General features: G+C 40.2%; 15 protein-coding genes and 3 tRNA genes. 12 read left to right on the forward strand and 6 right to left on the reverse strand.

The window, feature by feature from the left end; translation table 11 throughout:
• Nucleotides 1-33: 33 nt before the first annotated feature.
• The 3 genes from F991_RS07375 to F991_RS07385 all read left to right on the forward strand — a co-directional run bounded on the left by F991_RS07375 (nucleotide 34) and on the right by F991_RS07385 (nucleotide 1,697).
• A complete protein-coding gene (locus F991_RS07375) occupies nucleotides 34-564 on the forward strand; it encodes a YaeQ family protein (RefSeq protein ID WP_004670303.1) in 531 nt (176 codons plus the stop codon).
• 43 nt (nucleotides 565-607) lie between these two features.
• Nucleotides 608-949, forward strand: a complete 342-nt coding sequence (locus tag F991_RS07380) for an FKBP-type peptidyl-prolyl cis-trans isomerase (protein ID WP_004670305.1) — start codon at nucleotides 608-610, stop codon at nucleotides 947-949.
• A gap of 352 nt (nucleotides 950-1,301) precedes the next feature.
• Complete coding sequence (locus F991_RS07385) at nucleotides 1,302-1,697, forward strand: hypothetical protein (protein ID WP_004670307.1); 396 nt, start codon at nucleotides 1,302-1,304, stop codon at nucleotides 1,695-1,697.
• A gap of 75 nt (nucleotides 1,698-1,772) precedes the next feature.
• Here the strand turns inward: F991_RS07385 and F991_RS07390 are convergent.
• Nucleotides 1,773-1,858: transfer RNA gene (locus F991_RS07390), tRNA-Leu, on the reverse strand.
• A gap of 208 nt (nucleotides 1,859-2,066) precedes the next feature.
• Here F991_RS07390 and F991_RS07395 point away from each other — a divergent pair.
• Nucleotides 2,067-3,830 carry an alkaline phosphatase D family protein gene (locus F991_RS07395; protein WP_004670308.1) on the forward strand — a complete coding sequence of 588 codons (1,764 nt, stop codon included), beginning with the start codon at nucleotides 2,067-2,069 and terminating at the stop codon, nucleotides 3,828-3,830.
• Nucleotides 3,831-3,949: 119 nt separating this feature from the next.
• On the opposite strand, the gene F991_RS07400 is transcribed toward F991_RS07395, so the two are convergent.
• Nucleotides 3,950-4,035: transfer RNA gene (locus tag F991_RS07400), tRNA-Leu, on the reverse strand.
• Nucleotides 4,036-4,043: 8 nt separating this feature from the next.
• Nucleotides 4,044-4,117: transfer RNA gene (locus F991_RS07405), tRNA-Cys, on the reverse strand.
• A 152-nt stretch (nucleotides 4,118-4,269) separates the two neighbouring features.
• Between F991_RS07405 and folD the strand changes: the two genes are divergently transcribed.
• The 3 genes from folD to F991_RS07420 all read left to right on the forward strand — a co-directional run bounded on the left by folD (nucleotide 4,270) and on the right by F991_RS07420 (nucleotide 6,287).
• A complete protein-coding gene (gene folD / locus F991_RS07410) occupies nucleotides 4,270-5,118 on the forward strand; it encodes a bifunctional methylenetetrahydrofolate dehydrogenase/methenyltetrahydrofolate cyclohydrolase FolD (protein ID WP_004670310.1) in 849 nt (282 codons plus the stop codon).
• A 59-nt stretch (nucleotides 5,119-5,177) separates the two neighbouring features.
• Nucleotides 5,178-5,846, forward strand: coding sequence for a class I SAM-dependent methyltransferase (locus F991_RS07415; RefSeq protein ID WP_004670314.1), 669 nt, complete (start codon nucleotides 5,178-5,180; stop codon nucleotides 5,844-5,846).
• 156 nt (nucleotides 5,847-6,002) lie between these two features.
• Nucleotides 6,003-6,287, forward strand: coding sequence for a GNAT family N-acetyltransferase (locus F991_RS07420; protein WP_004670317.1), 285 nt, complete (start codon nucleotides 6,003-6,005; stop codon nucleotides 6,285-6,287).
• Nucleotides 6,288-6,345: 58 nt separating this feature from the next.
• Here F991_RS07420 and F991_RS07425 read toward each other — a convergent pair whose 3' ends face one another.
• A complete protein-coding gene (locus F991_RS07425; RefSeq protein WP_004670318.1) occupies nucleotides 6,346-6,768 on the reverse strand; it encodes a hypothetical protein in 423 nt (140 codons plus the stop codon).
• Nucleotides 6,769-7,060: 292 nt separating this feature from the next.
• On the opposite strand from F991_RS07425, the gene glpK reads away from it, so the two are divergent.
• The 3 genes from glpK (at nucleotide 7,061) to glpD (ending at nucleotide 11,138) form a co-directional block, all read left to right on the forward strand.
• Entirely contained in the window at nucleotides 7,061-8,545 is a 1,485-nt protein-coding gene (gene glpK, locus F991_RS07430) for a glycerol kinase GlpK (RefSeq protein ID WP_004670320.1), read from the forward strand.
• A gap of 54 nt (nucleotides 8,546-8,599) precedes the next feature.
• Nucleotides 8,600-9,358 (forward strand): DeoR/GlpR family DNA-binding transcription regulator, encoded by a 759-nt coding sequence (locus F991_RS07435; RefSeq protein WP_004670322.1) that lies wholly within the window; start codon nucleotides 8,600-8,602, stop codon nucleotides 9,356-9,358.
• Between the two features lie 259 nt (nucleotides 9,359-9,617).
• Nucleotides 9,618-11,138 (forward strand): glycerol-3-phosphate dehydrogenase, encoded by a 1,521-nt coding sequence (glpD, locus tag F991_RS07440; protein ID WP_004670324.1) that lies wholly within the window; start codon nucleotides 9,618-9,620, stop codon nucleotides 11,136-11,138.
• Between the two features lie 46 nt (nucleotides 11,139-11,184).
• Here glpD and F991_RS07445 read toward each other — a convergent pair whose 3' ends face one another.
• Nucleotides 11,185-13,374: a TonB-dependent siderophore receptor gene (locus tag F991_RS07445; RefSeq protein WP_004670326.1), complete on the reverse strand. Its 2,190-nt coding sequence runs from the start codon at nucleotides 13,372-13,374 to the stop codon at nucleotides 11,185-11,187.
• 208 nt (nucleotides 13,375-13,582) lie between these two features.
• Between F991_RS07445 and F991_RS07450 the strand changes: the two genes are divergently transcribed.
• Both F991_RS07450 and F991_RS16850 read left to right on the forward strand, forming a co-directional pair.
• A complete protein-coding gene (locus F991_RS07450) occupies nucleotides 13,583-13,867 on the forward strand; it encodes a hypothetical protein (RefSeq protein WP_004670329.1) in 285 nt (94 codons plus the stop codon).
• A 164-nt stretch (nucleotides 13,868-14,031) separates the two neighbouring features.
• Complete coding sequence (locus F991_RS16850) at nucleotides 14,032-14,262, forward strand: hypothetical protein (protein ID WP_051064202.1); 231 nt, start codon at nucleotides 14,032-14,034, stop codon at nucleotides 14,260-14,262.
• Between the two features lie 270 nt (nucleotides 14,263-14,532).
• On the opposite strand, the gene F991_RS07460 is transcribed toward F991_RS16850, so the two are convergent.
• Nucleotides 14,533-16,362 carry a phosphoenolpyruvate carboxykinase (GTP) gene (locus F991_RS07460; RefSeq protein ID WP_004670333.1) on the reverse strand — a complete coding sequence of 610 codons (1,830 nt, stop codon included), beginning with the start codon at nucleotides 16,360-16,362 and terminating at the stop codon, nucleotides 14,533-14,535.
• Nucleotides 16,363-16,462 lie beyond the last annotated feature (100 nt).

Here is a 16,462-nt window from a genome sequence, read left to right on the forward strand (position 1 = left end):
TATGCTTAGCGCCAAATTTGAGGACATGAAGCAATGGCGTTAAAAGCAACGATATATAAGGCAGACCTAAATATTGCCAATATGGATCAGCATATTTATGCAGATTATCAACTGACCCTTGCTCAACACCCATCAGAAACGATTGAGCGATTAATGGTGCGTATCCTTGCTTATGCGCGTTATGCAGATGAGCATTTGGATTTCACCAAAGATCTATTTGAAACAGATGAGCCTGCTTTATGGCAAAAAGATCTGACGGGCTTGTTAGAAAAATGGATTGAAGTGGGTTGTCCATCTGAAGATAAAGTGAAAAAAGCCAGTGCGCGATGTAAAAGTGTTGCCGTGGTGACCTACGGTGCACAAGCGAATGATTGGTGGCAGAAAAGTACCAAAATCAAAACACTGAGTAATGTTGAAGTTTGGCAGCTTTCTCCTCAAACCACCCAAGCACTTGAGCAATTATGTGAGCGTACCATGCAGTTGCAGTTAAACATCATGGATGGTGAATGGACATTGTTGAGTGACAAAGGTCAAGTCGACATTCAGTGGCAACAATTGCAATAATAGTGAATACACCCTGAATTGAGCTGAGTTTGGAGAGACAAAAATGAGCGCAGAGTTACAGATTATTGATTTAAAAGTAGGTGAAGGTAAAGAAGCGGTAAAAGGTGCTTTAATCACCACACATTATACGGGTTGGTTAGAAGACGGAACCCAGTTCGATTCTTCACTTGATCGTGGAAATTACTTTGAAACTGTGATTGGCACAGGACGTGTAATTAAAGGATGGGATCAAGGCATTATGGGCATGCGTGTAGGCGGAAAGCGTAAACTGATCGTACCTGCACATTTGGCCTATGGTGAACGTAAGATGGGGAAAATTATTCCTGCAAATTCAAATCTAACTTTTGAAATTGAACTTTTTGATGTAAAAACACGCGACCAATAGCAATCGTTGTCTGTATCATAAATAAAGTGATTTAGCCCAGTTTTAGCTAAATCACTTTAAAATCATGTGGATATATTTTTTTTAATTATAATTAAGTTTGTATAAACACCTGATTTGGCATAAATTTCTTTTTATCTGATTTTCATGACAGCCTAAGAAAAAAATATTGATTCTCTAAATCGCCCTATATATCTTTGAGATAAAAGAGCAATTTTCTTTAAATGACAATAACTTGAATAAAATAATCATTTTTTGATCTTTTAAAAACTTGCTCATGACGTTGCTATCTGGCTGGGATGAACCACGAAAATAGTGACATTAATTATAAAAATTTAAATGAGTAGAGGTCGATATGAATGATTATTTGGATATCACTGCATCTGAGTTATTAAAAGAGTTACATCATTTTTTCTTGATTGATACATATGATGGCGCGGAAACGGGATTTTGGGTGAATGAAAAGGCATTGGTTGATAAACAATATTGGCTTGATGGTGAGCATAAAGTTGAAATCGTCAGAGAACTTAGTGCCTCTCATTTACATGCACCACATAGTTATCGAATTACGCTCTTGAACCAAGAGGGTGGTGATATTGTTTTGTTGAGCTACGATGGTGTCAATAAAAAAGTACTCACTTTTCGACGTGGTGAGTGGGTCAATCGGATGTACAAATATTTTTATCAAAAAGAACGTTATTATTTACAGCAACTCGCAGACCATCCAAATTTTCAGTTGATCCAGTATTAAGCTGACCGAATTTTAGGCATAAAAAAACCAGCTTAGGCTGGATTTTTTTACGCACCAAATTTCATTGTTGAAAAATGGTGCCCGAGGCCAGACTCGAACTGGCACGCTTTGTGGGCGGGGGATTTTAAATCCCCTGTGTCTACCGATTTCACCACTCGGGCATGTGCGCAATAATAGAGGACACTTTAAAACTTGGCAAGAGTAAAAAGGATTATTTGCTTTCTTTTCAATCAACTTATGTCTTTCTCGAATAAAAAATAGATTAAATGAACTGACTTTCATAAATTTTTCATTAAATTGAGATCAAACCTTCATCAACGCACCTTAGTTTTATTTGTTTAAAGTAATAAAAACCAAGGTAGCCATCAAATGACAGCAAAAATTTCACGACGGGAACTGATTCAAAAGAGTTTATTCGGTTTTGGGGCTTTGTCTTTATCCTCAGGTTTTACAGGGTGTAATAATAGTTCAGATAAAGAAAGCAATGCGCTGAAAGTCAGTTTTGATCATGGTGTAGCGAGCGGTGATCCACTACAAGATCGCGTCATTTTGTGGACACGTCTTAGCCCAAATGATGCAAGTGCACGTTTGCAAGTCACTTGGGAAATCGCATTAGATGATCAATTTAAGCAGATTGTTAAGACGGATAAGGTGACAACGGCAGCAGCACAAGATTTTACGGTTAAGGTCGATGCAACAGGTTTGACACCGAATCAAAACTATTACTATCGCTTTATTTTTGGTGATAAAAAGTCTCCTGTTGGACAAACCAAAACACTGCCGACCAGTGCCTCAAAAGTGAGTTTTGCAGTCTGTTCTTGTTCGAATTATCCCGCTGGCTATTTCTATGTGTATCGTGAAATGGCAAAGCAGAATGTCGATGTGGTGATTCATTTAGGCGACTATATTTATGAATATGGTGCGGATGGTTATGCCTCAGAAGATGCAGCCAAACTCGGAAGAAGCTTGGCAGCTGATAATAGCCAAGAAATTATTAAATTAGATGATTATCGTAAGCGCTATGCGCTGTATCGTAACGATAAAGATCTACAAGCACTGCATCAACGTCATCCTTTTATTGTCGTTTGGGATGATCATGAGTTGGCCAATGATACTTGGAAAGAGGGGGCGGAGAATCATCAAGAAAACGAAGGTAGTTTCCTTGAGCGTAAACTGGCAGCATTACAAGCCTATTTTGAATGGATGCCGATTCGTCCAGTATCTGAGACAGATCATTTAAATATTTATCGTCAGTTTGATTTTGGCAATCTGGTACAACTGACCATGCTGGATACCCGAATTTTAGCACGAGATAAACAACTTGATTATGCAGACTATTTGACTGCTTCAGGTTTGGATATTCAAAAGTTTCAACAAGATTTAACCAATCCTGCACGCACTTTGATGGGCTATACCCAACGTGATTGGTTGCTGGGGAAATTACAACAATCCACCGCAACATGGAATGTATTGGGTCAGCAGATTCTTATGACCAAAATGCTAATTCCCGCTGAATTATTATTGTCGCTTGCAGAAATTACGTCAGGCAATCCAAGTGCAGCAACATTGAATCAAATGACGACTCAGATTACTGAATTAGTGACGCTGAAAATGCGTCTTAAACAAGGTGATCCAAGCCTCACTGAGCAAGAAAAAGCGCGTGTGCTGACGGTTGCTCCTTATAACCTAGATGCTTGGGATGGCTATTTTGCTGAACGTGAGATTCTATATGGCACTTTGGCGCAGTTAAAAAAGAAAGTCGTGGTCTTTGCAGGGGATACGCATAATGCGTGGTCGTCTAATTTATATAGCAAAGATGGTGCTTTTGTCGGCGTTGAGTTGGCAACCAGTTCTGTATCTTCGCCGGGGATGGAAAAATATCTTAATATTCCTACGGCACAGCTTCAACAATTCGAGTTCGCATTTACCGCGCTGATTGATGAATTAAATTATTGCAATTTGAATCAACGAGGTTATTTGATGGTTCAACTTGATGAAACACAAGTTCAATCACAATGGATTTATGTCGATTCGATTAAAACAGCAGAATATACGGTGGATGCAAGCCGACAGCATCAATTGGTCTTAGATGTGAATTTATTGCCGATGCAGACTGCACAGCAAGTCGCATAAGTCTAAGAACAAAAAAGCCAAGTCAGTGTACTTGGCTTTTTTTATACTTCGCTAAATTTCAGGCATAAAAAAACCAGCTTACGCTGGAATTTTTTGCACCATATTTCATTAGCTGAAAATGGTGCCCGAGGCCAGACTCGAACTGGCACGCTTTGTGGGCGGGGGATTTTAAATCCCCTGTGTCTACCGATTTCACCACTCGGGCTTTACCAATGGAGGCGGAGGTCGGAATCGAACCGGCGTACACGGAGTTGCAGTCCGCTGCATGACCACTCTGCCACCCCGCCATCTCTTGGTGATGCACATATTAGCAATCTTTAGAAAAAAAACAATAGTGTTTGTCGCGAATATGCACATAAAAACAACATCTAAAAGAATATTGCTCAAATTATCATGTATTATTTACGCAATTGATTCATACCCATTTTGGAGATGCGCTGTGGCATTGGTTTTAGACGGTCGTGCATTGGCAACACAAATCGAAGCAGATTTGTTGGTACGTGTAGAAGCATTAAAAGCAAAATCGGGGCGTACCCCAATTTTGGCAACAATCTTAGTTGGTGATGATGGTGCATCGGCAACTTATGTGCGTATGAAAGGTAATGCTTGCCGTCGTGTAGGAATGGATTCGCTTAAAGTTGAGCTTCCGAAAGAGACGACAACTGAACAATTGCTTGCAGAAATTGAAAAATTGAATGCAAATCCTGATGTACACGGGATTTTGTTGCAACACCCAGTGCCAGAACAAATTGATGAAAGAGCTTGTTTTGATGCAATTTCATTGGCAAAAGATGTCGATGGTGTGACTTGCTTAGGTTTTGGCCGTATGGCGATGGGTGAGTCTGCTTATGGTTCAGCGACCCCAGCAGGCATCATGACCATTTTGCAAGAAAACAAGATTGAAATTGCAGGTAAACATGCCGTTGTGGTTGGTCGCTCTGCGATTTTAGGTAAACCAATGGCAATGATGCTATTGCAAGCCAATGCAACCGTTACGATCTGTCATTCACGCACACAAAATCTTGCAGAGTTGGTTAAGCAAGCTGACATTATCGTGGGTGCAGTGGGTAAAGCGGAATTGATTCAAAAAGATTGGATCAAGCAAGGCGCTGTTGTGGTTGATGCTGGTTTCCATCCACGTGATGGCGGTGGTGTAGGTGATATCCAATTAGTCGGTATTGAAGAGATTGCGTCTGCTTATACACCTGTTCCGGGTGGAGTAGGGCCTATGACGATTACCACTTTGATTCGTCAAACTGTTGAAGCTGCTGAAAAAGCATTAGGCTAAATCTCCCCCTAACCCCCTCTTTATAAAAGAGGGGGACTTAAAAGAATTAAAGAAACGATATGAGCTGTACTTTTCAATTTGCTAAAGCGCCTGAACAGTTACTTAAAGCATTGCATGATGTGATTCCAAATACTGACTTATTGGCACAACAACTACCTGAAACGCCGATTTCTTTATGGCTGATACCACCAGTATTTCCTACAGATCGTTTGGATGATGAAGTCATTCGACGTATTTGGAATGAAACGCCGTATTGGATTTTTTGTTGGGCATCTGGCTTAGCGATGGCACAATGGTTATTGGCAGAACCCCATCATGTTAAAGATAAAGTTGTTCTGGACTTCGGTGCAGGCTCAGGTGTAGTTGCAGTTGCTGCAAAAATGGCAGGTGCGAAACGCGTTATTTGTTGTGATATTGACCCCATTAGTCTTGAATCATGCCGTGAAAATGCACACTTAAATGAAGTAGAGCTTGAATATCTCGATGATCTCTATAAATCAGAACAAGTAGATGTCTTGCTTGCTGCTGATGTACTTTATGATCAGTGCAATCGTTTCTTTTTAGATGAGTTTTTGAAATTCGCACCTGAGGTTTGGGTTGCTGACAGTCGAGTTAAAAATTTTAGCCACCCAAAATATATAAAGATTGATGAGCGAAGTGCAACAACTTGGCCTGATTTGGATGAAGCCAAAGAGTTTAAAAATGTGAGTTTCTATCGCACCAAATAAGCCGCTAGCTTATCTAAAACAATATTTATCGTAGCTTGATAAGATATAAAATCGCAACATAGCACCGCGCAACATCATGTTAAAACATTGAATGAAATAATGAGATGACCGATTTAAGTTTCATCCAATAACATTTATTGATAAAAGAGACATAGTATGAATATTCAACAAGTTGATGATGGTAAACATGGCGTATTTAAGCTTGTCGATGGTGATGTATTGGCAGGTGAGATGGCTTATACATGGGCGGGCGATGAGATGCTGATTATTGACCATACTGATGTCAGTGATCAATTTCGTGGGAAAGGCGTTGGTCGCCAATTATTAGATGGATTGGTCGAATTTGTAAGAGAACGCCACGTCAAAGTGATTCCTTTGTGTCCTTTTGCAAAATCTGTGTTCGATAAAGATTCATCTATTCATGATGTGCTAAAAAAATAAGCTTGGTTGGATGTATTCATCATCAATATCTGCATACATCCATTTTATATCTATGTGATTAAGAACAGGTATAACGAACGACAGTAAGTGTGGTTGGTCGAGTCTCAAGTGCTTGACGAGTGGCATAACCTTCACTGTTATTTAAATCAGGGGAGTTGGATAGACCAAAAGTTGTGCGACTGGTACCAAGCTGAACACCATACTTTTCTTGTGCGGCGGGGTTCATGATTTCATTGGTGCTTAGAATTGAAATTTTATAATTTTTTTCTACACCGAGCACTTGTTTACAGGCATGCTGCAATTTTTTCTCATCCACATTTGCATTGCCACGCGCAGAAAGTGTATAGGCAATCGTCGCCGAAGTTGCTGTTTTATCTTCAATTTGATAACCCTTTGCACCATTATATTGATGTGAGCTTGTCTGACATGCAGCAATCAAAAGTGTACCGCTTACAATAAAGAATAAATTGGTTTTTTTCATATCAATGATCCTGTTATTTATGTTTTTAGTATCGCATAAAATGATTTTTGAATTGTGAGTAATCTTTAAAAACTGGTCTTTTCGTCACTTTTGTATTCAAAAATAAAGAAAGAATTTTCGTTTGCGAACAATTTTGCATATAATCGCCCAAGTTTTTAATTTAATACAGAAGTCGTTGCTTTATTGCAGTATTACGCTCCGTTTTTTTTCGGGTGTGTAATTCATTGCTCTAATACATCAGGCCAGTCTGGATAGGTATGTCATGATCTCTACAGATAGTTAAAAAAAATATGTGGTTGCATTTGATCAAGGTACAACGAGTTCACGTGCGATCGTATTGGATCACGATGCGAATGTCATCACCATAGCTCAACGCGAATTTACCCAAATTTACCCACAACCAGGTTGGGTTGAGCATGATCCAATGGAAATCTGGGCGACCCAAAGTGCAGTCTGGGTTGAAGCGTTAGCGCAAGCGAGTATTTCTAGTGATCAAATTGCTGCGATTGGGATTACCAACCAACGCGAAACGACGGTGATTTGGGATAAAAAAACAGGTAAACCTATTTACAATGCCATTGTTTGGCAAAGTCGCCAAAGCAATGAAATTTGTAATCAGCTTCGTCAAGATGGTTGGCAAGACTATGTACGAAAAGTCACGGGCTTAGTGATTGATCCTTATTTTTCAGCGACTAAAATTAAGTGGATCCTTGATCGGGTCGATGGTAGTCGTGAGCGTGCTGAACGTGGCGAGCTTCTATTCGGTACAATTGATACATGGCTTATTTGGAAACTCACCAACGGTCAAGCCCATGTGACGGATTATACCAATGCCTCACGTACCATGTTATTCAATATTGAAACGCTTGAATGGGACGATAAGCTACTTGAAGCTTTAAACATCCCTAAAGCGATGTTGCCTGAAGTGCGTAGTTCTTCCGAAGTTTATGGATACACGCATACCATCAGTGGCCAAGAAATTGGAATCCCAATTGCGGGTATCGCAGGGGATCAACAAGCGGCATTATTTGGTCAAATGTGTGTTGAAGTCGGGCAAGCAAAAAATACCTACGGCACAGGCTGTTTCTTGTTAATGAATACAGGAAAGCGCATTGTTCAGTCGGACCATGGCTTGTTGACCACCATCGCATGTGGTGCGAACGGCGAAGTGAACTATGCACTTGAGGGTGCTGTGTTTAATGGTGGCTCGTGTGTGCAATGGTTACGTGATGAAATGAAAGCGATTAATGATTCGCATGATTCTGAATATTACGCAACCAAAGTCAAAGATAGTAATGGCGTCTATGTCGTTCCAGCCTTTACTGGACTTGGTGCTCCTTATTGGGATCCGACCGCACGTGGTGCAATCTTGGGGATTACAAGAGGGGTTAGTATCGAGCATATTATTCGTGCGACGCTGGAATCCATTGCCTATCAAACGCGTGATGTTTTAGATGCGATGCAGCAAGATTCAGGTGAGAAGCTGCGTACACTCCGTGTTGATGGTGGTGTCACCGCCAATAATTTTCTGATGCAGTTCCAAGCTGATATCTTAGGTACTTCAGTTGAACGTCCTGCAATGAAAGAAACCACAGGTATGGGTGCAGCATTTCTCGCAGGTTTGGCTGTCGGTTTTTGGTCGGATCTGAATGAATTGAAGAGTAGAATGACGATCGAGCGCACTTTTACACCTGAGAGTAGTCGTGATAGAACTGAGAAACTCTACAAAGGTTGGTTAAAAGCGGTTGGTCGCACCCGAGATTGGGATGAGGATTAAGCTCAACTGAGAGTATCGGATGAGTTGAAATAACAACATAGGATGGAATTGAGCATGAGTTTGATATTACGCCAACAAAAAACCCTCGAATTAGTACGCGAGCGTGGCTATATCAGTATTGAAGAGCTTGCCCAATATTTTGATGTTACACCTCAGACGATTCGACGTGATATTAATCAGTTGGCAGATGAAGGCTTGTTGCGTCGCTACCATGGTGGCGCGGCACATGATTCGAGTGTTGAAAACACTGAGTACACCATGCGTGTCGGGCACATGCTTGAACAAAAGCGTTCTATTGCGGAAGCTGTTGCCGCTGCTGTGCCTGATCATGCTTCATTGTTCATCAATATCGGTACTTCAACTGAAGCTATCGCGCATGCCTTGTTAAATCATACGGGGCTGAAAATTATTACCAATAATTTAAATGTTGCTAAAATTTTGAGTACCAAAGAAGATTTTGAAGTACTGATCGCCAGTGGACGCGTCCGCCCTGATGGTGGGGTGATCGGGCAGGCAACGGCTGATTTCTTTAAGCAATTTAAAGCAGATTATGCGTTGGTTGGGATTAGTGGTATCGACGAAGATGGCACGTTATTGGATTTCGATTTTCAAGAAGTCTGTGTTTCCCAAGAAATTATTTCTAGTGCACGTCAGGTTTTTTTAGCGGCGGATAGCAGTAAGTTTGGGCGTAATGCGATGATTCGTTTAGGTTCGCTTAAACAAGTGGATTGTATTTTTACCGACCAACAACCCAATGATCAATATATGAAAACCATTCGAGATTTGGATATTGGATTGATTGTTGCAAAATAAATATTCATTTTCGAAAAAATGTTACTTTTTTTGAATGAGCTGTTTTTTACTTCGTTCACTTTATATAAAATTATTTTTTATTCCTTATAAATATTATATTTAATAAGCTTATCATCATTTTCCCCTTTCTTTCAATTTTTTACCATCAGTCTAAAAATGTCGATAAATTGACATTTTTGTCGCGTGTTTTTATTGTCTATTTTCATTTTATATGTTTAAATTTTCATTATTGAACAATATCGAAAATTTGCGGTGATTTATGCAAAACGCTCCCCAGTTAACAGATAAAATTTATGATCTCGCGATCATCGGTGGTGGTATCAACGGTGTTGGTATTGCAGTTGATGCTGCAGGGCGTGGATTGTCGGTGTTTTTATGTGAAAAGGACGACTTAGCGAGCCATACTTCTTCCGCAAGTAGTAAGTTGATTCATGGTGGTTTGCGCTATTTAGAGCATAAAGAATTTCGCTTAGTGCGAGAGGCGTTGGCTGAACGTGAAGTGTTATTGAATAAAGCGCCACATATTATTCGTCCGATGCGCTTCATCATGCCGCATCGTCCCCATTTACGCCCAGCTTGGTTGATTCGTACAGGTTTATTTTTCTATGATCACCTAGGTAAACGCGAGAAATTACTGGGTTCAAATAACGTTTATTTTAAAGAAGATAGCCCATTAAACTCGGCGATTACCCGTGGTTTTGAGTATTCTGATTGTGCGGTAGATGACTCACGTTTAGTGGTGCTGAATGCGATGCATGCGCGTGAAAAAGGTGCTGACATTTTGACACGTACTCGTTGTTTATCCGCCAAGCGTGACGGCGAGTACTGGATTGTTGATTTGGAAAATGCACAGGGAGCATTTCAAATCAAAGCCAAGGCTTTGGTCAATGCAGCTGGTCCATGGGTTGCTCAGTTTATTAAACAAGATTTACAGCTTAAATCACCGTATGGGATTCGTTTAATTCAAGGCAGCCATATTGTTGTGCCGAAGCTTTATGAAGGTGATAAAGCCTTTATTATGCAAAATGATGACCGTCGTATCGTGTTTGCGATTCCTTATTTGGATCAATACACCATGATTGGAACAACGGATCATGAATACAAAGGTGATCCAGCTCAGGTGAAAATTACTCAAGCTGAAATTGACTATTTGGTTAAGGTCAGTAATGAGCATTTTAAAAAGCAATTAACCCAAGATCAAATTATTTCGACTTTTGCTGGGGTACGTCCTTTGTGTGATGACGAGTCGGATAATCCTTCTGCGGTGACACGTGATTATACCTTGGCATTGTCAAAGCAAGCAGTAGGACAAGCACCATTGCTTTCTGTATTTGGTGGAAAATTAACAACTTACCGTAAGTTGGCTGAATCTGCGATGCAGCAGCTTAAGGCGTTCTTCCCTGAAATGCAGGGTCGCTGGACCGCAAAAGAGGTTTTACCGGGTGGGGAGAAGATGGATTCTGTTGAGCAATTAGTTCAAGAAATTCTTCTACAAGTGACCGATGCACCTCAGTCTTTAGCAAAACGCTGGGCTTCCGCTTATGGTACACGCGTTTGGAATATTCTGGGTGAGGCAACTTCAGTCGCGCAGCTTGGGCAGCATTTTGGTCAGGGCTTATATGTGAGAGAGGTCGACTATTTATGGCGTTTCGAATGGGTAACGACCAGTGAGGATCTGCTTTGGAGGCGCTCTAAGCTTGGTTTAAGCATGAATAATGATGAGGTTGCATTATTGGATACTTACTTAGACTCAAAAAGACAGACACCTACCGCCGCATAAAAGTCATAACCCCTTATCCTTATATTTGGATAAGGGGTTAAATTTATTAATATTTAAATTTAAGCGCAACGCTATAGTTCGCAGGTTCGCCATAGAACGCTTGACTATAAGTGAAGCTATTTAAGTATTTTTTATCGGTCACATTATTTGCATTGGCTTGAACAGTGAAGTGTTGGTTTACTTCATAGCTTGCCATTAGATTAAGCAAAGCATAATCACTTTGTTTCAAATAAGCTGATTGTACGCTGTCAAAAATAGAGGTTTTCCCTTGCCATTGCAGTCCTGCGCCAACTTTTAGTTTTGGTAGTTGAACAGGTGTATAGGTGGTCAGTAGATTAAAGGTTTGAGTTGGATTATAAGTTCTCGCAGCACCACCATTTTTTAGATCTTGTAAACTAAACTGGGCATAACCAAGAGAGACATTGACCTGATCAGTGAGTTGTCCTGCCAAACCAACTTCTACACCTTGTGAACGTAAATCACTAATGCCGACTTTACGATTTAAAGGATGTCCGTCACTTGAGCGCAGTGGGTAATTGTTTTGTTCAGTTCTAAAGATTGCTAAAGTTCCTGTGAGTTTGTCATCTAACCATGCACTTTTAATCCCAACCTCATAGCTTTTACCTTCGATTGGATCGGCAACTTTTCCTGTGGCTTCATTCACAGAAGTTTGAGGGCGAAAGATCGAGGTGTAACTCATATAACCTATATATTCAGGGCTAAAGTTATAGGTAATCCCTGCATAAGGCGAAACTTTACTTTCATCGTAATTCATTGGCGAAGTGTAGCTATAACCCTTACTTTTTGCTTTAACGTAGTTGGCGCCAAGTGTTACTTTGAGATCATCATTGAGGTGAAGGCGTGTGGCTGCATAAATAGATTCATTACGCTGGCTGTAGTCAGCTTGTTTGACGAAATCTGACCAAGTGACATGCTTTGGTGTCCAGCTTGCCCAATTGGTTGTATAAGGTGTAACTGAGATTTGTCCGTTGTATTCAGAGCTTACATGATTGATATTGCTGTCATGTAGCGTACCTTGCTTTTGGTGATCAACTTGATCACTTTTAGAAAAGGTATAACCAATGATTGCTTCATGCTCTCGATTAAATAGGTCAAATTTGCCTTGAAGATTAAAATCAGCAGTGTGTAGTTTATTATTCTCTAAATAACCATTTGGTGTTAATGAAACTCCTGAACCGTCTGCGTTTGGATAGCCGTAATAGTATAAAAGCTGGCTTTCACGATCTTTTTCATTGTAGTTATAGCTTAGATTAGCAGACCATGTATCTAGAAATTTTTGTTTTAGTTCGATAAATGCATTTCTAGAAGTGTTGTCCCAATATGCCCAATCTGGATTGGGGTTAAATGAGCGATCATAACTGAGTTGTTTGCCAGAACCATCCATCAGTGGAATCGCACCCCAGTTGTTGGCATTTGGTTTATGCTTTTCTTGACTTGCGCCAATGGTGAGAAGGGTAGAGTCCGTAATATCGGCTTCAACAATACCTGCAATTCCATTTTTTTCTGATGAATAACGATCACGATATGAGTCACCTGTTTGTTGAAAGCCAGACAGTCGTCCACGTATACGATCATTTAAACTGCCAGAGGCATCTGCTTCATAGCGTTGAGTATCCCATGAGCCATAACTTAGACCAGTATTGGCTTGAAATTCTTTGGTCGGGCGTTTGCGAATGTAGCTAATGGTTGCACTAGGATCACCAAAAGCATTGGTTAATGCATTTGCCCCTTTAACGACTTCGATACGATCATAAAAGTAACTATCGGGATTGGTGTCATTATAGTTCCAGCCTGTTGAGGGGAAACCTACGCCATCAACAAAAATATTTGAAATCTCGAATCCGCGAGCCATATATACGGCGCGTTCCGTTTCAAGCGCGTTGACTGTCACGCCAGGGGTATTATTTAAAATGTCTCGTGTTGAGGTTAAACCAAAGTCTTCGATCTGTTGGCGAGTGATGACATTGATGGTTTGAGGGGTTTCTTTGGCTTCGATATTGAGCTTAGTCGCACTTGAGCTATTTTTAATCGTATAGGCTTTGGTGCTTTCAGAATCTGAAATTTCATTCTGAGTCGCTTTGACTTGAATCGTTGGGAGTTGTTGCGATACTTCATTTGCTGCAAAGCTATAGGGGCTAATGCTGACTAAGCTTGATAGTGCAAGAAAAAGTGAGTTTCGTTTGAAGGAGAGGGTCGAGCTCATATTTACAACCATGTAAATGAGAAATATTATTATTACAATTATTGTTAATATTAGTGAATTTTGCAATTCATTTCGTTCAATTTTTGATGGGAATAAAAGAAGAGATTTAGATGGTTGATTGGAATTTTTGGGGACTAAGCACTTTTAAGGAATCATTCAATTTTGGATAGCAATATAATAAATCCTGTGTTACATCACTCTGAGATAAAGGAGGGGAATGATGAGTGAAAAGCATGTGATTGATGTCCGACAAGGGCTATTACAGCTTGAGCAGCAAGAATGTAATCATAACTTCGATGAATTAAATACTGAAAATAAAGTAAAAGTTCTACAGTATGCATTGAGTGAAAGCGTCAGTGCGTATTGGCCGAATTTAGCGCTTAATTGGATTGAGAAAAACCCAGAGGGTTTTATTGATGTATTGAAGAATGTTCTATTTAAATCAATGGACAAACATTGGGCTGATCAGCACTATAAACACAGGGTGAAGCGGATTTTAAAATAGTTTTAATCTCTATATTTATTTTACACTCTAGTTTTATCTGTAAAATGTTTTATATCAATTAGAGATTTTATATCTCTTAGTATTCTAATTAAATTTATATATGTGCAATTAATATAAAAACTAGAGAAGAAAGGTTTGACAGCTTTCAATATTGGTTAATGGACATGCGTGATGCTTTATCACGTATGCATGACACCCTTCCAAAAGAAATTAGTGAGAAGCTATATTACTCGATAGAATCATTGGATATCTTGGAACATTGGATATTGGAGCAGTATCCGACGACTCAAGCGATCTTAGCTCAACAAGAATCTCGTAAAGTTGATGGTTATGCTAGATATGTAGGAGAGACATTTAAAATATTTGGGGAGGGCGTGGGTTATCGAATTAGATGATCCTAAAATGGCTTTTTATAATGTGCCGAAAATAGAAGCAAATAATTATTATGGTTGTCCTTTATCATTAGTAACTGCGAGTACAGATCGTCGAACAGGGCATTTTATTTCTGGTGTTTTAACGTATTGTCTAAAGAATAATTAATACTACTACTTAGTGGCTACTTCTTAAAACCTATTCTTCTTATGGAATAGGTTTTTTATATTAAAAACCAAATCACCAGGCAACAAAAAAGGTCGCCGAAGCGACCTTTTTATGTCATTTAATTATTATGCAGATTTAACCGCATTTAATAATTCATTTTGACGATCTTTAAGTGCTTGAGGTAAACGATCACCAAGTTTAGTAAATAACTCAGTGTGGCTCTCAAGCTCTTTGATCCATTGATCTTTATCTTGCGCAGTAACAGTATTGAATTGTTCTTTAGAGAAATCAATACCTTCCCAGTTCAATTGCTCATAAGTTGGAACTAGACCGATTGGTGTTTCAGTCGCTTCAGCACGACCTTCACAACGATCAATGATCCACTCAAGAACACGCATGTTTTGACCGAAACCAGGCCATACGAAGTTGCCTTCAGCATCACGACGGAACCAGTTTACATTGAAGATTTTTGGTAATTTGTTACCAGCAGCTTCTGCTTTAGCGCCCACTTCTTGACCAAGTTGTAACCAGTGACCGAAGTAATCAGCCATGTTATAACCAGCGAAAGGAAGCATCGCAAATGGATCACGACGAACGATACCTTGTTGACCAACAGCCGCAGCAGTCGTTTCAGAACCCATAGTTGCAGCTTTATACACGCCATCAACCCAATCAAAAGCTTCTGATACTAAAGGCACTGTGTCCGCACGGCGACCACCGAAGATGAATGCTGAGATTGGAACACCTGCTGGATTTTCCCAGTCAGCGTCAATCGAAGGGCATTGACCAGCAGAAACTGTGAAACGTGCATTTGGATGAGCAGCTTTATCTTCGCCAGTATGCGGTTGACCTTTCCAGTTGGTAAGGTTCGCTGGAACTTCTTTAGAAAGACCTTCCCACCATACTTCACCATTATCTGTAACAGCAACGTTGGTGTAGATGACATCTTTGTGCATAGTTGCCATGCAGTTCGGGTTGGTTTTGGTATTTGTACCAGGTGCAACACCGAAGAAACCAGCTTCTGGGTTGATTGCATATAAGCGACCATCTTCACCTGGTTTGATCCAAGCAATATCATCACCTACAGTTTCAATCTTCCAACCTTCATAGCCTGCTGGTGGAATCAACATTGCAAAGTTAGTTTTACCACATGCAGAAGGGAATGCCGCTGCGATGTAATGTTTTTCACCTTGTGGATTGGTCACACCTAAAATCAGCATGTGTTCAGCTAACCAACCTTGTTCACGACCCATTGCAGAAGCAATACGTAATGCTAAGCATTTTTTACCCAGTAACGCGTTACCACCGTAACCAGAACCGTAAGACCAGATTTCACGAGTTTCTGGATAATGCACGATATATTTTTCATTGTTGCATGGCCATGCAACATCTTTTGCACCAGCGGCAAGAGGAGCTGCAACAGTGTGTACGCAAGGTACATATTCACCGTCTGTACCAAGTACATCATAAACCGCTTTGCCCATACGTGCCATTTTCTTCATCGAAACAGCAACGTAAGGTGAATCTGTAAGTTCGATACCAATGTGTGCAATGTGGCTACCTAACGGACCCATTGAGAAAGGAACCACATACATGGTACGGCCTTCCATTGCACCATCAAATAATCCATTTAATTTTGTGCGCATTTCCGCAGGTGCAACCCAGTTATTCGTCGCGCCAGCATCTTCTTGGTTTGCAGAGCAAATATAAGTGCGGTCTTCAACACGAGCAACATCAGAAGGATCAGAATTTGCAAGATATGAACCAGGATGTTTTTCTTGGTTAAGTTTTTGCATGGTGCCGTTAGCGATCATCAAGTCGATCAGACGTTGATATTCTTCTTCGCTTCCGTCACACCATTCAATTTTTGCTGGTTTGGTTAATTTTGCAATCTCTTCCACCCATGCAATAAGCTTAGGGTGACGAACGAATTCTGGTGCGTTCACTTGGGTCATGGTGATGCCTTTTTAAAGTGTGTACGACGTACAGTTCTATTCATTGGGATACAATGAAAATAGATGAAGTAAAAAAAGTGGCTGTATTAAAGCATAAAAT

It is taken from the genome of Acinetobacter sp. CIP-A165, assembly GCF_000367985.1.
GTDB lineage: Bacteria > Pseudomonadota > Gammaproteobacteria > Pseudomonadales > Moraxellaceae > Acinetobacter.